16 protein-coding genes are annotated in these 18,119 nt (G+C 62.0%); 7 read left to right on the forward strand and 9 right to left on the reverse strand.

What is annotated here, in order from left to right; genetic code table 11:
• Nucleotides 1–145: 145 nt before the first annotated feature.
• The 5 genes from J3361_RS02665 (at nucleotide 146) to J3361_RS02685 (ending at nucleotide 4,924) form a co-directional block, all read left to right on the forward strand.
• Nucleotides 146–814, forward strand: a complete 669-nt coding sequence (locus J3361_RS02665) for a GntR family transcriptional regulator (protein WP_207962207.1) — start codon at nucleotides 146–148, stop codon at nucleotides 812–814.
• 79 nt (nucleotides 815–893) lie between these two features.
• Entirely contained in the window at nucleotides 894–1,700 is an 807-nt protein-coding gene (locus tag J3361_RS02670; protein WP_207962209.1) for an ABC transporter substrate-binding protein, read from the forward strand.
• Between the two features lie 12 nt (nucleotides 1,701–1,712).
• Complete coding sequence (locus J3361_RS02675) at nucleotides 1,713–2,489, forward strand: amino acid ABC transporter permease (RefSeq protein WP_207962211.1); 777 nt, start codon at nucleotides 1,713–1,715, stop codon at nucleotides 2,487–2,489.
• 2 nt (nucleotides 2,490–2,491) lie between these two features.
• Nucleotides 2,492–3,271 (forward strand): amino acid ABC transporter ATP-binding protein, encoded by a 780-nt coding sequence (locus tag J3361_RS02680; RefSeq protein WP_207962212.1) that lies wholly within the window; start codon nucleotides 2,492–2,494, stop codon nucleotides 3,269–3,271.
• A 42-nt stretch (nucleotides 3,272–3,313) separates the two neighbouring features.
• Entirely contained in the window at nucleotides 3,314–4,924 is a 1,611-nt protein-coding gene (locus J3361_RS02685) for a gamma-glutamyltransferase family protein (protein ID WP_207962214.1), read from the forward strand.
• Between the two features lie 20 nt (nucleotides 4,925–4,944).
• On the opposite strand, the gene J3361_RS02690 is transcribed toward J3361_RS02685, so the two are convergent.
• Both J3361_RS02690 and J3361_RS02695 read right to left on the reverse strand, forming a co-directional pair.
• Nucleotides 4,945–5,961, reverse strand: a complete 1,017-nt coding sequence (locus J3361_RS02690; protein WP_207962216.1) for an NADP-dependent oxidoreductase — start codon at nucleotides 5,959–5,961, stop codon at nucleotides 4,945–4,947.
• 88 nt (nucleotides 5,962–6,049) lie between these two features.
• Nucleotides 6,050–6,838 (reverse strand): SDR family oxidoreductase, encoded by a 789-nt coding sequence (locus J3361_RS02695; protein WP_207962218.1) that lies wholly within the window; start codon nucleotides 6,836–6,838, stop codon nucleotides 6,050–6,052.
• A 166-nt stretch (nucleotides 6,839–7,004) separates the two neighbouring features.
• Here J3361_RS02695 and J3361_RS02700 point away from each other — a divergent pair, with 166 nt between their 5' ends.
• Nucleotides 7,005–7,610 (forward strand): TetR family transcriptional regulator, encoded by a 606-nt coding sequence (locus J3361_RS02700; protein WP_207962220.1) that lies wholly within the window; start codon nucleotides 7,005–7,007, stop codon nucleotides 7,608–7,610.
• Nucleotides 7,611–7,788: 178 nt separating this feature from the next.
• On the opposite strand, the gene J3361_RS02705 is transcribed toward J3361_RS02700, so the two are convergent.
• The 6 genes from J3361_RS02705 to J3361_RS02730 all read right to left on the reverse strand — a co-directional run bounded on the left by J3361_RS02705 (nucleotide 7,789) and on the right by J3361_RS02730 (nucleotide 14,624).
• On the reverse strand, nucleotides 7,789–8,781 hold the full coding sequence (locus tag J3361_RS02705) for a LacI family DNA-binding transcriptional regulator (protein WP_207962222.1): 993 nt from the start codon (nucleotides 8,779–8,781) through the stop codon (nucleotides 7,789–7,791).
• Nucleotides 8,782–8,856: 75 nt separating this feature from the next.
• Nucleotides 8,857–10,359, reverse strand: coding sequence for a glycoside hydrolase family 32 protein (locus tag J3361_RS02710; protein WP_207962225.1), 1,503 nt, complete (start codon nucleotides 10,357–10,359; stop codon nucleotides 8,857–8,859).
• Nucleotides 10,356–11,495 carry a sn-glycerol-3-phosphate ABC transporter ATP-binding protein UgpC gene (ugpC, locus tag J3361_RS02715; protein ID WP_207962227.1) on the reverse strand — a complete coding sequence of 380 codons (1,140 nt, stop codon included), beginning with the start codon at nucleotides 11,493–11,495 and terminating at the stop codon, nucleotides 10,356–10,358. Before ugpC ends, J3361_RS02710 begins: the two co-directional genes overlap by 4 nt.
• Before the next feature lie 31 nt (nucleotides 11,496–11,526).
• Complete coding sequence (locus tag J3361_RS02720) at nucleotides 11,527–12,369, reverse strand: carbohydrate ABC transporter permease (RefSeq protein ID WP_207962235.1); 843 nt, start codon at nucleotides 12,367–12,369, stop codon at nucleotides 11,527–11,529.
• On the reverse strand, nucleotides 12,366–13,328 hold the full coding sequence (locus J3361_RS02725; protein WP_207962237.1) for a sugar ABC transporter permease: 963 nt from the start codon (nucleotides 13,326–13,328) through the stop codon (nucleotides 12,366–12,368). The genes J3361_RS02720 and J3361_RS02725 overlap by 4 nt, the downstream gene beginning before the upstream one ends.
• Nucleotides 13,329–13,349: 21 nt before the next feature.
• The gene (locus tag J3361_RS02730) at nucleotides 13,350–14,624 is read right to left on the reverse strand and encodes an ABC transporter substrate-binding protein (RefSeq protein WP_207962239.1); all 1,275 of its coding nucleotides are present in this window, start codon (nucleotides 14,622–14,624) and stop codon (nucleotides 13,350–13,352) included.
• Between the two features lie 170 nt (nucleotides 14,625–14,794).
• Here J3361_RS02730 and J3361_RS02735 point away from each other — a divergent pair, with 170 nt between their 5' ends.
• Complete coding sequence (locus J3361_RS02735) at nucleotides 14,795–16,342, forward strand: carbohydrate porin (protein ID WP_207962241.1); 1,548 nt, start codon at nucleotides 14,795–14,797, stop codon at nucleotides 16,340–16,342.
• Nucleotides 16,343–17,552: 1,210 nt separating this feature from the next.
• On the opposite strand, the gene J3361_RS02740 is transcribed toward J3361_RS02735, so the two are convergent.
• A complete protein-coding gene (locus J3361_RS02740) occupies nucleotides 17,553–17,834 on the reverse strand; it encodes a fructose-bisphosphate aldolase (RefSeq protein WP_207962243.1) in 282 nt (93 codons plus the stop codon).
• Nucleotides 17,835–18,119 lie beyond the last annotated feature (285 nt).

The following is an 18,119-nucleotide window of genomic DNA, read 5'->3' on the forward strand; positions in this document are numbered from 1 at the left end:
GCGAACCAGGGCTTAAGGCGGACAACCGTTTTCCTCGATTAATTCCTTAAAATCAAACGCTTGCAGGATAACGCGTGGGGTTGGCACGCATTCTGCTTTTTTGAATCCATGGATAATTGGATACAAAAATGCAGAAGGTGCTGCCATGCAATTTGCTCCGACGTACGCTGAACGCCCGCCCATGACGGCCGAGGAGGAGGCCTACAACTTCCTGCTCGATGCCATTTGTGGCGGTCGGTTACGCAAGGGCGACCGGCTGATTGCCGAGGACATCGCCAACGAGATCGGCATGAGCCGCATGCCGGTGCGCGAAGCCTTTCGCCGTCTGGATGCCCAGGGCCTGGTGACGCTGCGGCCCAATCGCGGGGCGGTGGTCAGCGGCCTCGACATCAATGAATTGCATGAAGTCTTCGAAATGCGCAGCGCCCTCGAAGGCCTGGCGGCGCGTGTCGCGACGGCGAAGATTGGTGAGCGTCAGTTGGCCGCCCTGGAGCGCTTGCTGGACGAGATGGACGATTACCGCGAGGAAAGCGCCGAGTGGGTCGGCCGCCATCGCGCGTTCCATGAATACCTGTGCAGCCTCAGCGGTCGCCCGCGATTGCTCAAGCAGATCAGCGCGCTGTATTCCCTGATCGAAGCGCCCATGCGCCTCTGGCTGCAGCACGTGGAAAAGCCCTTGAGCGCGCGCCAGGAGCACATGCTGATCCTCGATGCCCTGCGTGCGGGCGATGCCGAGAAGGCCGAGGCGGTGGTGCGGGCGCACATCGAAGGCACCGTCCCTGAATTGATCGAGTTCCTGCAATCGAAAAAATAACGAGAGCGGGTCACTTAGAGCCTGCCCCGTGTTTTGACTTTGAGTACTGCCCGTCATTAATGAACTGGAGTGTCTGGTCATGCATAAGCCTCGCCTGTTGGTTGCCGCTTTATCCTTGGGTTTCTGTGCGCAATGGGCGGTTGCCGCGCCCGTTGTCCCGGAGCGTTTGCTCAAGGCCGATAAACTCGTCTACTGCTCGGGCATGGATTCGCCGCCGCTGGTGTCCTTCGATGAGGCGCAGAAACCCAAGGGATTGACCGTGGACCTGGGGCTGGAAATCGCCAAGCGCCTGGGTGACAAAAAAGTGGAGTGGCGGGTGATTCCGTTTTCCGGATTGCTCCCGGCGCTGTTGGCCCAACAGTGCGACATGATCGTCGACCAGCTGTTCGACAAGCCCGAGCGCCGCGAGGTGATCGACATCGTCAACTACATGTATTCCAGCCAGGCGGTGGTGGTGCCCAAGGGCAATCCCAAGGGCCTCAAGACGCTGCCGGATCTCTCCGGACACAAGGTCGCGGTGCTCAACGGTTCCACCATCAAGACCTTGCTCGACGCCGAGAACGCAACCCTGGCCAAGGCCGGCAAGCCGCCGATGAAACTGGTGGTCTACAACTCCGACACCGATGCCTTCCAGGCCCTGCGCATCAGCCAGGTCGACGCCTACGGCACCACCGTGGAAACCGCCGGTTACTACGCCACCATGGCCCCCGACTTGTTTGAGGAAGGCGTGCCGGCCTTCAGCCGGATTCTCACCGGCCTGGGTATTCGCAAGGACGATCCGCAACTGACCGCCGCCGTGCAGCAGGTGATCGGCGATATGCGCAGCGACGGCAGCTACAGCCAACTGCTCGGTAAATGGCATGTCTCCAGTGACACGCTCGATTGAGGTGAACCGTCGATGAATTTCAATTGGGATGTGTTCTGGCAGTACCTGCTCCAGCCCAGTGGGGTGTACCTCACCGGGCTCTGGCTGACCTGCCTGATCAGTGTGCTGGCGATGTTGCTGGGCTGCGTGCTGGGGCTGGCCGCGGCGCTGTTGCGGTTGTCGAAGAACCCATTGCTGCATTTACCGGTGCGTTTTTACGTGTGGCTGATGCGCGGCACGCCGCTGCTGGTGCAGATCGTCTTCCTCTACACCGCGCTGGCCGCCGGCGGGATTTTCCGCTTCGAAGACATCGACCTCCTTGGCCTGGTGATCCCCGGCAATATCCAGGCGGCAATCATTGCCCTGGGCCTCAACGAGGGTGCCTACATGGCCGAGATCATCCGCGCCGGCATCGGCGCGGTGGACAAGGGCCAATACGAGGCCGGACGTTCCCTGGGCATGACCTTCGCCAAACTGATGCGCCGTATTGTCTTGCCCCAGGCGTTCCGGGTCATCGTTCCGCCGCTGGGCAACGAGTTCAACGTGATGCTCAAGAACACCACGCTGGTCAGCGTGATCGGCGTCCAGGAACTGCTGCTCAGTACCCAGATGGTCACGTCGGCGACGTTCCGGGTGTTTGAGTTGTACCTGGTGGTGGCGATCTACTTCCTGTTGCTGACCACGTTGTGGGGCTTTTTCCAGCGCTGGCTGGAGGCCCGTTTCGGCCAATCGGACCGACCTTCGTCGCCACCGCCGGCGTCGACGCGGATGTTCGGTCGCAGCACCCTGAACCTGCTGAGGGCACGTTGACCATGGCGCATAAAAGCGAAGAGCTGATCATCGAGGCGCTGGGCGTTCACAAGTCCTTCGGCGAGTTGCAGATTCTCAAGGGCATCTCGTTGCAAGTGCGGCGCGGCGAAGTGGTGGTGTTGATCGGTGCGTCGGGCTCGGGCAAGACCACCTTCATCCGTTGCATCAACCTGCTGGAAGACATCCAGGGCGGACGCATCCGCGTCAATGGCCAGCCCATGGGCTATCGCGAACGGGCGGATGGCCGCCTGGTGCGCGAGTCGGAGCGCAACATCGCCCGGCAGCGGCGGGACATTGGCATGGTGTTCCAGCGCTTCAACCTGTTCCCGCACATGACTGCGGTGGAAAACATCATCGAGGCGCCGATCCAGGTGCTTGGGGTGACTCGCGCCGCCGCGTTGGAACAGGCTCGCGGCTTGCTGGAGCGGGTCGGCCTGGCGGACAAGGCCGATCACTACCCATCGATGCTCTCCGGCGGCCAGCAGCAACGGGTGGCGATTGCCCGGGCCTTGGCAATGAAGCCCCAGGCCATGCTGTTCGACGAACCCACCAGCGCCCTCGACCCGGAAACCGTCGGCGAGGTGCTGCAAGTGATGAAGGAGCTGGCCGAGGAGGGCATGACCATGGTCGTGGTGACCCATGAAATGGGCTTTGCCCGGGAAGTGGCCGACCGCGTGGTGGTCCTGGACCAGGGCGAGCTTATCGAGCAGGGGCCGCCGGAGCAGATTTTCTGTCACCCGATTCATCCGCGCACCCGGGCGTTTCTCAGTCGCGTGTTGTGACGTCCCCCGGTCACTGAATTCCTGCATTGAAGAGTTTTAGCCATGCTTAAATTTTCTGCCTACGAATACCCTTATCCATCGCAACGCCAAAGCGTTTTCGCCCGCCGGGGCATGGTCGCCGCGTCCCAGCCCCTGGCGGCCCAGGCGGGCATCGAGATCATGCAAAAAGGCGGCAATGCCATCGACGCCGCCATCGCCACCGCGGCGGCGCTGACGGTGGTGGAGCCCACGGGCTGCGGGATCGGCGGTGACGCCTTCGCGCTGGTCTGGTGCAAGGGCCAACTGCATGGCCTCAACGGCAACGGTCATGCGCCGGCGGCCTTGAGCATCGAGGCGGTCAAGGCTGCCGGCCATGAAAAAATGCCGGTGTATGGCTGGACACCCGTGACGGTCCCCGGCTGCCCATCGGCCTGGGCCGAGCTGTCCCGACGCTTTGGCAAGCTGCCTTTCGCCGAGCTGCTGCAACCGGCCATCAGCCTGGCCCGGGACGGCTTTGCGCTGTCGCCGGTGGTTGCCCATCAATGGCAGATCGCCGTGAACGAGTTCGCACCCCATCGCGATGCTGTTCTGGAGGCCTGGTTCGAGACGTTCCTGATCGACGGCCGGGCGCCACGGGCCGGGGAGATCTTTCGCAATCCGGCCCAGGCGCGCACGCTCCAGGAACTGGCCGACACCGCCTGCGAAAGCCTTTATCGCGGTGCCTTGGCTGAGCGCCTGGACGCTCACTCCCGGGCCAGCGGCGGCTACTTGCGCGCCTCGGACCTCAAGGACTATCGCGCCCAGTGGGTCGACCCTATACACGTCAATTACCGAGGCGTGGATGTCTGGGAAATCCCGCCGAGCGGGCAGGGCCTGGTGGCCTTGATGGCCCTGAAGATATTGGAAGGTTTCGACTTCGATCAGCGTGACAGCCAACAGACCTGGCATCGCCAACTGGAGGCGATGAAGCTGGCCTACAGCGACGGCCTGCATTACATCACCGACCCCCTGCACATGCGCGTGGCGGTGGCTGACCTGCTCAGCGATGACTACAGCGCCCATCGCAGAGGGCAGATCGGCGAGCAGGCCCAACCGCCCAAGCCTGGCGACCCCCACGCCAGCGGCACGGTGTACCTGGCGACGGCGGATGGCGAGGGCAACATGGTCTCGTTCATCCAGAGCAACTACCACGGGTTCGGCTCCGGCGTGGTGCTGCCCGACAGCGGCATCGCCCTGCAGAACCGTGGGCAGGAGTTCAGCCTCGACCCGAGCCACGCCAACTGCCTGGCCCCGGGCAAGAAGACCTTCCACACCATCATTCCCGGGTTCCTTACCCGCGATGGCGAAGCCCTTGGCCCGTTCGGCGTGATGGGCGGCTACATGCAGCCCCAGGGACATGTACAGATGGTCATGAACCTGGTGGATTTTGGCCTGAACCCGCAAGCGGCCCTGGACGCACCGCGCTGGCAATGGCTGGGCGACATGAAGGTCGGGATCGAGCATGGAGCTTCACGGGACCTGGCCAATGCCCTGGCGCGACGGGGGCATGAGGTTCAGATCGCCAGCGACCTGACCGACTATGGTCGCGGCCAGATCATCCTGCGCGACCCGGTCAGCGGCGTGCTGTGCGGCGGGACCGAACCGAGGGCGGATTCGCACATTGCGGTGTGGTGATGAACGTAGGCAAACGGGTTTCACTCATCGGTCATTCCTGAGTGAATCCTGATGACGACCTTGCCTTTCGAACGACTTTGTTCGACATAACCCAAGGCATCGGCCGTCGCCTCGAAAGGGAAGGCTCGGTCAATCACCGGCTTGAGGCTACCTGACTCGACAAGTGTGCTGATCTCGCGCAGTTGGGCGCCGCTGGCGCGCATGAACACGAAGGCGTAGCTCACGCCCTGTCGGCGGGCCTTGCGGCGGATGCCGCTGCTCAACAGGCCCATGATCAGCCGCAGCGGCCAGGAAAATCCCTGGGCCTGGGCGAACTGTGGGGTCGGCGGTCCGGAGATGGAAATGAGCTGGCCGCCGGGCTTGAGGATCTTCAGCGACTTCTCCAGTTCATCGGCGCCCAGGCTGTTCAACACGACGTCATAGTCCTGCAGGACGCTGGAGAAATCCTGCTGCTTGTAATCGATGACAACGTCGGCCCCTAGCGCTTTGACCCAAGGCACATTGGTGGTGCTGGTGGAGGTCGCAACGAAGGCACCGAGGTGTTTGGCAAGCTGGATGGCGAGGGTGCCGACGCCCCCTGAACCGGCCTGGATGAAGACTTTTTGCCCTTTCTTCAATCCCGCGGTTTCCACCAATACCTGCCAGGCCGTCAGGGCGACCAAGGGCAGGGCGGCGGCGTGTTCCATGTTGAGGTTTGCCGGTTTCAGGGCCAGGGCATTTTCGTTCACTGCAATTTGCTCGGCAAAGGTGCCGATGTGCCCATCCGGGGCGCGGGCATAGACTTCATCGCCCGGCTTGAACTGTTGGACACGGGATCCCACGCGCACCACGACTCCGGCCACGTCATGCCCCAAGGCCAACGGAAACGAGTAGGGCAGGATCAGTTTGAATTCGCCTTTGCGGATCTTCGAATCCAGGAGGTTGACGCTGGCGGCGTGGACGCGGACCAGAACGTCGTGGTCAGCCACTTCAGGGGCCGGTACCTCGCCGATACGGCCACTGTGCTTGCCGTAGCGGTCGATTAGAAATGCCTTCATGGTGCTTGGTTCTCATAAGGGTCAGCAGGCTGGCCAGCCATCGAGGCATCCGGCGCGTTCCTTCGCGCCGGCGCCCGCTAGACGTCGATCACGCCAGGTCTTGATAGCGCTCGGCGACCTGGGACTGCTTGATTTGCCCGAGCAGGCCTTGGCGCGCCGCCTGCAAGGCATCCCAGCGCGCCTCTTCCTGCAAGGGCGGGATGGTGACCGGCTCGCGACGATCGAAGCCGACCAGCGCGGCATCGACCAGGTCAGCGACTTCCATGATTTCGTTCAAGGTATTGATGTCGATGCCCGCGCGTTCCCAGATCTCGGTGCGAGTGGCCGCAGGCAGGACAGCTTGAACGTAGACGCCTTTCGGGGAGAGTTCCAGGCTGAGGCCCTGGGAGAGAAACAACACGAACGCCTTGGTCGCGCCGTAGACCGACATGCCGAACTCCGGTGCCAGGCCCACGACAGAGCCGATGTTGATGATCGCCCCGTCACCCGCCTGGACCAGGCGTGGGGCGATGGCGCTGGCCAGCCGGACCAGCGCGGTGGTGTTGAGCGACACGAGGTGCGCGACGCTGTCGGTCGACTGTTCGATGAAGCTGCCGGACTGGGCGGCACCGGCGTTGTTGACCAGGATGCCGATGCTGGCGTCGTCCCGTAGGCGGGCTTCGACGGTGGTCAGGTCGCTGATCTGGGTGAGGTCGGCCTGGAGAATGTCGATGGCAACGTTGTGTTCGCTGCGCAGCTTGGCGGCCAGGGCTTCCAGGCGCGTGCTGTCGCGGGCCACCAGGACCAGATTGTGCCCGCGTTGGGCAAAGCGCTGGGCATAGACAGCGCCGATGCCGGTGGAGGCGCCAGTGATGAGAACGGTTGTGCGAGTGTTCATGGGTGATTCTCTTCTTCAGGGATTGATGGGCGAGTCATGCGCACCGGACTGCTAGTGGCTTGCCATTATGATGATGATCGAAATCTAAAATGTCAACGAATTTGATTATGCTCGACATCTATGTATGATGTGAGCATGATTTTCCAGCAGCACGAGGGAGTGAGAAATGCGCGTAACCAAGGCCCAGGCCCAGGCAAATCGGGAGCACATCGTCGAGACGGCCTCTGTCTTGTTTCGTGAGCGAGGCTTTGACGGCGTGGGTGTGGCGGATCTGATGGCGGCCGCCGGGTTCACCCATGGCGGTTTCTACAAGCATTTCGGCTCCAAGGCCGACCTAATGACCGAAGCGGCGGCGAGCAGCCTGGCGCAATCGCTGATCAACAGCGTGGGCGTCGGGGTGCCAGAGTTCGTTGATCTCTACGTGTCCAGGGAGCACCGTGACGCCCCGGGCGGCGGTTGTACCCTGGCGGCATTGTGCGGGGACGCTGCCCGTCAATCGCCCGAGCTGAAGGCGACTTTTGCCAACGGCATCGAAAACACGCTGGCGGCGCTCGAAAGCCAGTACGAGACCGGGCAAGAAGCGCCGCAGCAAGAGGTGAGGGCGAAGATGCTCGACATGTTGGCCCATGTCGTCGGCGCGATCATGTTGTCGCGGTCCTGCCCGGACGATTCCGCCCTGGCCGATGAAATCCTCGAGGTGTGCCGCGCCCGGATCATCGCGTCGTTGCCGCCATCGCCAGCGCAGCAGCCTGCCGTGGACACCGAATCATAAGCACCCGAGATCAATGTGGGAGCCGAGCTTGCTCGCGATGACGGCGGCACATACAACTTCAATGCAGCCTGACCCACCGCTATCGCGAGCAAGCTCAGCTCCCACAGGGATTGGAGTGATCATCATGCTGTTTACTTAAGCAAAAAGGTGCATCTCTGGCCACAAGTTGCCGGCGGCCTTATAGCGATGCCCTGACCACCAGCGGGCAATCCACCGGCTGAGGGCCTGTCACCTCAAGCGTCTCGATCAGGTGCCGGGCCGCCTGGCGACCGATTTCGTAGTACGGCAGTTGCACCGTGGTCAGTGGCGGCATGAACAGTTCGGCGATGCCAATCATGTTGTCATAGCCCAGCACCGCCACATCGTCGGGAATTTTCAAGCCGCGGCCCAACAGCCATTGATAGGCGCAAAAGGCAATGCGGTCGTTGCCGCAGACCAGGACGTCGAATTGCGGACGGCCATCGACGATATGCCGGTCGAGAATGGCGGCGGTTTCACCGTAGGCGTCGTGATCGGAAAGGTCGTATTGCAGGAGCGCATCCGGTGCTAGCCCGAAGGCCTGGCAGGCGCGTTGCAGGCCTTGCTGGCGCAGGCGCCAGGCCACACTTTTCCTGGGCAAATTGATGCACAGCGGGCGCCGGTAGCCTTGGCTCAACGCATGATGCACGGCGCGATACTGCCCGGCTTCATCATCCGGCACATAACTGACCAACTGGCGGTCATCGGCCAGGCAATTGGCGAGCACCAGCGGCTTGCGCTTGAGTCGTTCCGGAATGCTCACCTGGCGCAAGCCCATGGCGCTGAAGATCAAGCCATCGGGACGGTGCGACAGCATCAGGTCGATGTTCTGGTCGGTGGGCGGGTTGCTCAGCAGGTTGAGGATGAACACATTCCAGCCCGCCTGCTGCGCGGTCTGCTCGATCGACAGCAGCAACTCGACGGCGAACGGCGTGGTCGCGGTGTCCAGTGCGAACACCCCGATGGTGCGTGCTTGCAGGTTGTCGCCGCGCATCCGGCGCGCCGACAGGCTCGGTACGAATTGCAGTTCATCGATGGCGCGACGGACCCGCTCGAGGGTTTCGGGGCTCAGTTTTTCCGGCGTGTTGAGCGCTCGCGAAACCGTCATCAGGGATACGCCGGCCAGCTGTGCAACGTCTTTCACGGAAGTCATGCGAAGTGCGGCCAGTCAGGTTGACGCCGAATCATGCCACAGCGCCCGCGCTTCTCGCGACTCGGATGACGTGACTCATAGCCAACCCGAGCCCAGCGGCCAGGCGTTGGCAATGGCCACGCGCCCGCCAGTGCCGTTGGCCAACAGTTTCACCCCGAGGCTGTCGGGCCGAGGATAGAGGCGACTGCTGAGGCTGAAGCGGCCGCTGTCCTCGAACACCTCGATGGACGAGCGATCGAGAAACACCCGTAGGTGCAGTTGCGTTTGCGCCTGATCGATCGACACGCTGCGCTGACCGCTCACTTGCGCCCCCGAGCGGCTGCGATCGAGCACCAAGCGTTGCAGGGTCGCGTCGTAGTAAAGCAGCGTCAGTTCCCGCTCATCGGCACTGCAGCGCAAGGCGATGCCCAGTTGGCCTTCGCTGCAACCGAGCAGATCCAGGTGCACATGGATTTCCAACCGGTCGCCTGTCACCTGCGGCACCCAGCGGCTGCCGGACTCGGCCCATGGCGCGACGCTCGGCAACGGCGCCTGGCGCAGCGCCGTCAGCTCTCGGGCCGGAAACACGCCAAGGCGATCGCCCTGCAATTCCAGCTCGCGGGGCAAACCGAGCATGCCGCACCAGTGATGGGCCTGGCTCGGCATCGGGCTTTCCCACATGTCCAGCCAGGCCCACACCAGGCGCCGACCATCGGCGGCCACCAGCGTTTGCGCGGCGTAGAAGTCGTGACCGTTATCCAGCTCGATGAACGGCCCGCCGCTGAAGTGCCAGTCGCTGTCGAGCTGGCCAATGCGATACCCGGTCTGGTACTTGTTGAGCCGTTCGTAACCCGACGGTCGCATGCCCTGGGGGGAATACAGCAGCACATCGCGCCCGTCCAAGCGAAACAGGTCCGGGCATTCCCACATGTAGCCATCGCCTTCATTGCCGCTGGACACGTAGTCGAGAAACTCCCAGGCATGCAGGTCGGTGGAGCGGTACAGCGGCAGCAGCGGCGTGTCGCCCAGGCGTGCGCCGGCAATCAGGTACCAATAGCCATCTTCCTGCCAGACCTTGGGGTCGCGAAAGTGCATGATCGCCGCTTGCGGTGCGTGCTCGATGACCGCGCCATGCTTGACGAACCGGACGCCGTCGACACTGGTGGCCAGGCACTGGACCTGGCGGATGAAGCGTTCGTCGCCGACGTCGCCCAACCAGGTGTGCCCGGTGTAGAGCAGTGCCAGGGTGTCACCGCACACCACCGCGCTCCCGGAAAAACAGCCGTCGCGGTCGAAGTCGTCGCCCGGTGCCAGGGCAATGGGCAGGTGCTGCCAATGGACCAGGTCGGCACTCTTGGCATGGCCCCAGTACATCGGGCCCCATTTGGCGTCGAAGGGATGGTGTTGGTAGAACACGTGGTATTCGCCACGAAAGAACACCACCCCGTTAGGGTCGTTCATCCAACCCGTTGGCGGGGCCAGGTGATAGTCGGGTCGATAGTCATGGATCAGGTGAGGCAGGTTATCGATCAGGGCCTGCTGGGCCCTTTCGAGAGAGGCTGGCATTGGGTTGTTCATGTTCTTCAAGGACAAGGTCATAGGGCGCCCGCAGATGCCGGGTGTGGAGCCACGCCAGCAGGCAGGCTGTCGATGGCGCGGCGCTGCAACGCCGTGCCGTGCGCGTCGAACACATGCAGGTTGTCGATATCCAGTTGCAGCTCGACCCGGTCTCCCACCCGCCATCCGGCGTTGACCTCGCAACGACAGACCATGGGGTCGTCCTGGCCGGTGTCGAGGTGCACATAGGTTTCACTCCCCAGGTATTCGACCGCGCTCACCACGAGGCCGGTCGTTCCCTGTGCCGCCTTGAGGGAGAGGTGTTCCGGGCGAATCCCCAGGCTCAGTTGCGTATTCGCCGTCAGGTCCGAGCTGTCGACGGGCAGGGACGTCATGCCCAGCACCAGGCTTTCCACCTGGCTGGTTTCGCCCGGCGTATGCAGGAAGGCGGCAATGAAATTCATCCGGGGTGAACCGAGGAAGCCGGCGACAAAACGGCTGACCGGACGCTCATAGAGTTCCCGTGGCGAGCCGACCTGCTCGATGCGCCCGCCATTGAGCACGACAATCTTGTCGGCCAGGGTCATCGCTTCAACCTGGTCGTGGGTCACGTAGATCATCGTCGAACCGAGTCGTCCATGCAGGCGAGCGATTTCGTTGCGCATCTGCACGCGCAGGGAGGCGTCGAGGTTGGAGAGTGGCTCATCGAACAACAGAATGTCCGGTTCCCGCGCCATGGCCCGGCCCATGGCCACACGCTGGCGCTGGCCGCCCGACAGTTCCCGTGGCTTGCGTTGCAGCAGCTTGTCCAACTGCAGGATTTGCGCGGTTTTCAACACCCGCTCGCGCAGGCTGGTCTTTTCGGTCTTGGCCAACTTGAGGCCAAAGCTGATGTTGTCGTAGACGCTCATGTGCGGGTACAGCGCGTAGGACTGGAACACCATGCCGACGCCACGCTCGCGCGGCTCCAGGTCGTTGACCCGGCGACCGTCGATCAGCAGGTCGCCGCCACAGATCGAATCCAGTCCGGCGATCAGGCGCAGCAGGGTCGACTTTCCGCAGCCCGAAGGGCCGACGAAGACCACGAACTCACCGGCCGAGATTTCCAGGCTGACGTCACGAAGAATGCGCGCGCCACCCAATTGTTTGTTCACGTTGTCCAGCTTCAACTTGATCACGATGCGGTTCCTTTCTTATCTGTGTTGGGCCTCAACCCTTTAACGCACCGGCAGTGAGGCCGGAAACGATGCGGCGCTGGAAGATCAGCACCAGAATCACCAGTGGCACCGTGACCAGCACCGACGCTGCCATCAACAGGCCCCAGGGCAACTCATGGGGGCTGCCGCCGGAAATCAGCGCGATGGCCACCGGGACCGTGCGTTGCGAGTCGGTCAGGGTGAAGGTCAGGGCAAACAGGAACTCGTTCCACGCGGCGATGAAGGCCAAGAGGCCAGTGGTGACCAGTGCCGGCCAGAGCAGCGGCAGCAGCACCCGGGTCAGGGTAATCCAGGGTGAGGCACCGTCCATGATCGCGGCCTCTTCCAGCTCATGGGGCAGTTGCCCCATGAAGGTGGTCAGCACCCAGACGGTGAAGGGCAGGGTGAAAATCGTGTAGCTCAGGATCAACGCCCAAGAGGTGTTGTACAGGCCCAGGAAACGGATCACCTCGAACAATCCCGACAGCACCGCGACTTGGGGAAACATCGAAACACCGAGGACCATCATCAGCACCGGGCCGCGTCCGCGAAACTTCACTCGGCCCAAGGCATAGGCGGCGGTCAGGCTGAGGAACAGCGCCAGGGTGACCACGCAAAGCGCCACCACCAGCGAGTTGCCGATGGCCCGCAGGAACGAAGCCTGGTTGAGCACGGCGGCATAGTTGGAAAAGTCCGGATTGTCGATCCAGTAGCTCACCTGGAACAAGGCGCTGGACGGTTTCAGCGACGTCACGATGGCGTAGTAGAACGGGAAGACCGCATACACCAGCAAGATCCCGATCAGGCACCAGAAGCCGGCGCGCAACAGGGCTTTTTTCAGCAGGCGCGGGCTCATGAGCGCACCTCCAACTGACGGCGTCCGAGGTACAGATATGCCATGGCGATCACCGCGACGACCAGGAACAGCAAGGTCGAGGCGGCGCTGCCGTAGCCGACGTCCTGGAATTCCACCAGGTGTTGGCGGGCATAGACCGACATGCTCATGGTGCTCGACGAATTCGAAGTCAACACGTAGATGACATCGAATACTCGCAGCGAGTCGAGGATGCGGAAGATCGCAGCCACCAACAACGCCGGCATCAGCAGCGGCAGGGTGACCCGCCAGAACACCCTGACCGGGTGAATGCCATCGACCCTGGCGGCTTCGTAGCAATCGCTGGGCAACATCTGCAAGGCCGCCAGCATCAGCAGGGTAACGAACGGCACGGTCTTCCAGACGTCGACGATGATCACCGCCCACATCGACAGGTCCGCGTCCGCGGTCCAGGCCAGGGGCGCATCGATCAGGCCAAGGCCCATCATCAAGTGATTGATGATGCCGAACTGATCGTTGAGCATCCACGACCAGATTTTCGCCGAGACGATGGTCGGGATCGCCCAGGGGATCAGGATCAACGCCCGTACCAAGGCGCGTCCTGCGAACTGGACGTTCAACAGCAACGCCACCAGCAGCCCGAGGACGATTTCCAATCCCACCGACACCACGGTGAAATGCAAGGTGTTGCGCACCGCATTCCACCACTGTGGATCGACGAGCAGGCCTGACCAGCCGGCACTGCTGTGAAACAGGTAGTTGCTCAAACCGACAAAGGTCGCGTCGCCGGTGTCGGCCAGGCTGGCGTCGGTCAGGCTGAACCAGAACGTACGCAGCAGCGGCCAGGCCGCCACCAGCGCCAGGCACAGCAGCATCGGGGTCAGGAACAGCCAGGCGGCGCGAACGCGACGGCGTTGTACCGGCGTTTCCCGGGTGAGCAGGTACTCGTCGTCGGGGGCGAGCGTGGTGGAGACAGACATGGTGATTTCCTTCCTTGTGGCTTACCAGTTCCGGCGTTTGATCCGTGTGAGTTCGCTTTCCAGCTCGGCCAGGGCCTGATCCACCGGTCGCTCGCCGGCGAGAACGCCGTGGACTTGATCGAAGAACGCATTGGAGACCCGTGGATAGCGGTCGGCGGTGATCGAGGCGGGGCGCATGACGCCATCGTTGAGAATGCTGTGCAGTTGGCTGTAGTAAGGCATGGCCGCGAGCAATTCGGGGTCCTGGTAGAGCGACTCGATCACCGGGTTATAGGCGCCCACCAAGGCACGATGTTTTTGCTGTTGGGCGCTGCTCAGGTAGCTCACCAGTTCGGCGGCGAGCTTGGGGTTGGCGCTGTAGCGCGACACCGCCAGGCCCCAGCCGCCGAGGGTGGACGCATGGGTGCCCGTCGCGCCGCCACGGGGCAGGGGCGCGACGCCGACCTTGTCCTTCACGGCGCTGTCCTGGCTTTGCACCAAGGCCCAGACATACGGCCAGTTGCGCATGAACAGCGCATTGCCGGACTGAAACACACCGCGTCCTTCTTCCTCGGTGTAATTGAGAACGCCACGGGGGGCGATGTCGCCGACCCAACTTTTGGCCAAGGTCAACGCCGCCCTTGAGGCCTGGCTGTTGACCACGATGTCGCCTTGGGCATTGACCAGGCCGCCTTGCGGTTGGCTGCTGATCCATTCCAGCGCATTACAGGTCAGGCCTTCATAGGCGCGCCCCTGGAACACATAACCCCAGGCATTGGCGTTGCCGGCATCGCGCTCGGCTTGCTGGACAGCCCTGGCGGTGGTGGTCATTTCTTCCCAGGTCTGGGGCACGGGCTTGTTGTACTTCTCGAGCAAGTCCTTGCGGTAATACAACAGCCCCGAGTCGGTAAACCACGGCATGGTCACCAGGCGCCCGTTCACCGTGGCGTTGTCCACTTGGGCCTGGAAATAACCTTGGGTCGCATTGGCAGGCAGCACTTCGCGCAGGTCCATCAGGTGCTTGGCCAGCATGCCCGGCCACACCATGTCGATCTGGATGATGTCGATGTCGCTGGATTGCGCGCTGAGAATCTGCTGGTAGAACGATAACCGCTCGGTCGCCGAGTTAGGCGTGGACACCACCTCGACGCTGTTGCCGGTCTGCTTCGACCAGGCCTCGACAGCCTCCTTGCACAGTTGCAATTCCGCGCCCACGGCACCGCAGGAAATCGTCAGGTTGGCGGCCATCGACAGAGTTGGAAACCCGACGCAAAGACCGAGCAACGCCGCTGGAAGGAGCGATTTGAGCTGTTTCATAAAGCCCTCTTTATTTTTGTTTTTAGAAAAGTTAACGTTAACATCGCCAAATGTAGCAGTGTATTTGCGCTGAGGCATCCTTTTTTTCCTTCGGTTAGACAATTCATAACCTGGGCGAAAAAGGCCGTTTGCGGCAACAGAACAATAAAAACAAAACAGGGAAAATCCACATGCAGAAAGCATCAAGCTGGCTACTCGCAAGCGTGCTCGGCGTCTCGGCGACCACTTCTCAGGCTGCGACGCTGGAAGAGCGCATGGCCGCGTTCGAGGCCCGTGCCAGCGCAGCGGAAAAACGTGCCGCCGCCGCCGAACAGCAAACCCAGGCACTCGCCAGGGAGTTGCAGCAAATCAAACTCGCCACGCCACCGGTTGCTGCCGCTGTCGCGACGCCAACAGTCGATGCCCGCCTGGCAAAACTCGAAGCCAGTCAGCAAAGCACGGATAAGCCGGGCAGTGGCGCACACCTCACCGACGGCTTCAGCTTCAAGGGCTACGCCCGTTCCGGCTTGCTGATCAACGATGGCTTGGGCGGCGGTCGTGGCGGTCCGTACACCACCCCCGCGGGTTCTGTCGGCGGCGCCGTCGGGCGACTCGGTAACGAGGACGACACCTACATGCGCATCGACTTGTCGAAAGAGCTGTATGCGCAGAACGGCACCCGCTCCAAATTCACGGTGTCCATCGCCGATGGCGTGGAGAGTTCCAACGACTGGACCGCCGAGGAAAGCAACCTGAACGTGCGCCAGGTGTTCACCGAACTCGATCACCTGGCGGCCTTCAAGGGCAACTCGATGTTCGAAAACTCCACCTTGTGGGCTGGCAAGCGCTTCGACAGGGACAACTTCGACATCCACTGGCTGGACTCTGACGTGGTCTATCTGGCCGGCACCGGCGGCGGCATCTATGACATACAGATGACCAAGGACTGGCGCTCGAACTATTCGTTGATCGGTCGCAACTACGGGGATTTCAGCGAGGGCGGCGTCAATGCCGACGTGGAAAGTTACATCCTGACTTCCAATCAGTTTTTCGACGGCGGGCAGTGGCAGTGGATGTTCAACGCCATCGGTTCGAGGAAAAACGACGTTGGCACGCGCACCAATGAAGCGGGGCTGACGCCGGCCGATTCCGGCTTGCACAGCATGGTCGCCAATCACCAGAAGAACTTCTTCGGTCGCGAAGGCTTCTTCAAGACGGCGCTGCTCTATGGCCAGGGGCTGGGGGCTGAGGTCAAAAACGTCGGCGCCGACGGCGAACTGATCGACGACGCCCGTGCGCTGCGTCTGGCGCTGTACGGCGAGACGCCCCTGGCGCCCAACTGGCGCATCGGCCCGAGCCTGCTGGCCGAGCAAAGCAAGGATCGCTACGTCAAGGGCGACGACTATCGTTGGATGACTTTGAACGTGCGGTTGGCCAACGAAATCAACAGCAATTTCGAGATGGCCTACGAGATGAGTTGGCAAACCATGCAGCTCGACCCCAAGGGTTACCTGCAACGCAATGCGGTCGACGGCAACTTCTGGAAGTTCACGGTCGCCCCGACCTTCAAGCCTGACTTGGGCGATCTGCTCACGCGTCCTGAGCTGCGTCTGTTTGCCAGTGTCATGAACTGGTCCTCGGACTTGGACAGGTACAGCACCACGGATTCATTTGGCAAGACCGACTTCAATGCCGGCGGCACCTGGCAGTACGGCATTCAGATGGAGACCTGGTTCTGAGGCTTGAGCAGTTGAAACCTGTGGGAGCAAAGCTTGCTCGCGAGGCGGCCTGACAGCCGGCCTGTCTCTCCGGCTGTGCCCCAATCCAACTGTGGGAGCGGGCTTGCTCGCGATGGCGGTGTGTCAGTCGACATGTATTTTGTTGATCGGGTACATATCCGTTGCTGCGGTAACGGCTACTTAGGGTTCCGCCCTGACGGCGGCTCACTTTTTTTCAGACGCCAAAAAAAGTAAGCAAAAAAGGCTTGCCCCACCACTCGGTGCCTCGCTAGGGCTCGGCATGCCCTCACTCCGGCATTGCTCCGTGGGCCCGCCGCGAAGGACCATCCATGGTCCAGCGCGGCTATCCCGGCATCCATGCCGGGATGCCCACTGCACAATGCCTGCGTTCGGCCAGCGTGGTTAACGGGGCCTGCAGATCAAAAGCAAAAGCGAGGCGGCCTAGTAGCCGACCTGGCTCTTTCGGTCGTACACCCCTCAGCTCTGCTTGTGTCGGACCTGCCCTGTGGGAGCAAAGCTTGCTCGCGAGGCGGCCTGACAGCCGGCCTGTCTCTCCGGCTGTGCCCAATCCAACTGTGGGAGCGGGCTTGCTCGCGATGGCGGTGTGTAAGTCGATGTGGATTTTGTTGGCCGGGTACATATCCATTGCTGCGGTAACGGCTACTTAGGGTTCCGCCCTGACGGCGGCTCACTTTTTTTCAGACGCCAAAAAAAGTAAGCAAAAAAGGCTTGCCCCACCACTCGGTGCCTCGCTAGGGCTCGGCATGCCCTCACTCCGGCATTGCTCCGTGGGCCCGCCGCGAAGGCCCATCCATGGTCCAGCGCGGCTATCCCGGCATCCATGCCGGGATGCCCACTCCACAATGCCTGCGTTCGGCCATCGTAGTTAACGGGGCCTGCAGATCAAAAGCAAAAGCGAGGCGGCCTAGTAGCCGACCTGGCTCTTTCGGTCGTACACCCCTCAGCTCTGTTTGTGCCGGACCTGCCCTGTGGGAGCAAAGCTTGCTCGCGATGGCGTCGGTTCAGTCGGTATCAATTGGCCTGATACTCCGCTTTCGCGAGCAAGCCCACAGTAGATTGGCTTTGAACTTGAGATTCGGTTCGACCCAGATCCCTGTGGGAGCGAGCCTGCTCGCGAAGGCGTCGGTTCAGTTGGCATCGATAGGGGCTGATGCACCGTCATCGCGAGCAGGTTCGCTCCCACAATGGCTCAGTCTTCGAGCCCGCGCCGCTCGATCACGCCGAACACATCGGCGACATCCTGCACCAGGATCCGGGCGACATTGGTGATGGTGTTGAGGTCACTGGCCGCCGAGTCACGCAGGCTGCTGCAGGCCACCAAGGTCAGGTAATCGAGTGTGGCGTGCAGGCGTTCGCTGGCACAGGCGTGGAGTTCGGGGAGTGGGGCTTGGGTGTCGATTAGTAAAACGGGGTGGGTGGTGGCGGTTTGGGTGAGAGGGGTGAAGCGTTGATCCATAGTATTCTGGCGCATAGTTACTCATTCCTCATATCAAGAAAGATAGCTACTGCAATTCGCTGCGAAACGAACGGGTGGTAGCTGCATGTGGGTTCGCAGACCGAGGATACGAGGAACTCGGCAGACCCGAAGATCTCCCACACACAGCCACCATAAGTGACGTTGAACGCCAAACGCGCCCATTGTTACTTTTATGATGCCTAGTTGCCAGCGTATCTATCGGGCTGCGAAACCCAATCGCCAGCCAAAGCCAGCGACGACCCAACTATAGAAGTCGATCCCGCCACCCACAACCGATCT

It is taken from the genome of Pseudomonas sp. OA65 (genome assembly GCF_017498305.1).
In the GTDB taxonomy this organism is placed as follows: Bacteria; Pseudomonadota; Gammaproteobacteria; order Pseudomonadales; family Pseudomonadaceae; genus Aquipseudomonas; species Aquipseudomonas zanjanensis.

What these genes read in the sequence shown, in the direction of transcription:
- J3361_RS02665 (WP_207962207.1), top strand. Translation starts at nt 146, where the DNA reads ATGCAATTTGCTCCGACGTACGCTGAACGCCCGCCCATGACGGCCGAG.
- J3361_RS02670 (WP_207962209.1), top strand. Translation starts at nt 894, where the DNA reads ATGCATAAGCCTCGCCTGTTGGTTGCCGCTTTATCCTTGGGTTTCTGT.
- J3361_RS02675 (WP_207962211.1), top strand. Translation starts at nt 1,713, where the DNA reads ATGAATTTCAATTGGGATGTGTTCTGGCAGTACCTGCTCCAGCCCAGT.
- J3361_RS02680 (WP_207962212.1), top strand. Translation starts at nt 2,492, where the DNA reads ATGGCGCATAAAAGCGAAGAGCTGATCATCGAGGCGCTGGGCGTTCAC.
- J3361_RS02685 (WP_207962214.1), top strand. Translation starts at nt 3,314, where the DNA reads ATGCTTAAATTTTCTGCCTACGAATACCCTTATCCATCGCAACGCCAA.
- J3361_RS02690 (WP_207962216.1), bottom strand. Translation starts at nt 5,961, where the DNA reads ATGAAGGCATTTCTAATCGACCGCTACGGCAAGCACAGTGGCCGTATC.
- J3361_RS02695 (WP_207962218.1), bottom strand. Translation starts at nt 6,838, where the DNA reads ATGAACACTCGCACAACCGTTCTCATCACTGGCGCCTCCACCGGCATC.
- J3361_RS02700 (WP_207962220.1), top strand. Translation starts at nt 7,005, where the DNA reads ATGCGCGTAACCAAGGCCCAGGCCCAGGCAAATCGGGAGCACATCGTC.
- J3361_RS02705 (WP_207962222.1), bottom strand. Translation starts at nt 8,781, where the DNA reads ATGACTTCCGTGAAAGACGTTGCACAGCTGGCCGGCGTATCCCTGATG.
- J3361_RS02710 (WP_207962225.1), bottom strand. Translation starts at nt 10,359, where the DNA reads ATGACCTTGTCCTTGAAGAACATGAACAACCCAATGCCAGCCTCTCTC.
- J3361_RS02720 (WP_207962235.1), bottom strand. Translation starts at nt 12,369, where the DNA reads ATGAGCCCGCGCCTGCTGAAAAAAGCCCTGTTGCGCGCCGGCTTCTGG.
- J3361_RS02725 (WP_207962237.1), bottom strand. Translation starts at nt 13,328, where the DNA reads ATGTCTGTCTCCACCACGCTCGCCCCCGACGACGAGTACCTGCTCACC.
- J3361_RS02730 (WP_207962239.1), bottom strand. Translation starts at nt 14,624, where the DNA reads ATGAAACAGCTCAAATCGCTCCTTCCAGCGGCGTTGCTCGGTCTTTGC.
- J3361_RS02735 (WP_207962241.1), top strand. Translation starts at nt 14,795, where the DNA reads ATGCAGAAAGCATCAAGCTGGCTACTCGCAAGCGTGCTCGGCGTCTCG.
- J3361_RS02740 (WP_207962243.1), bottom strand. Translation starts at nt 17,834, where the DNA reads ATGCGCCAGAATACTATGGATCAACGCTTCACCCCTCTCACCCAAACC.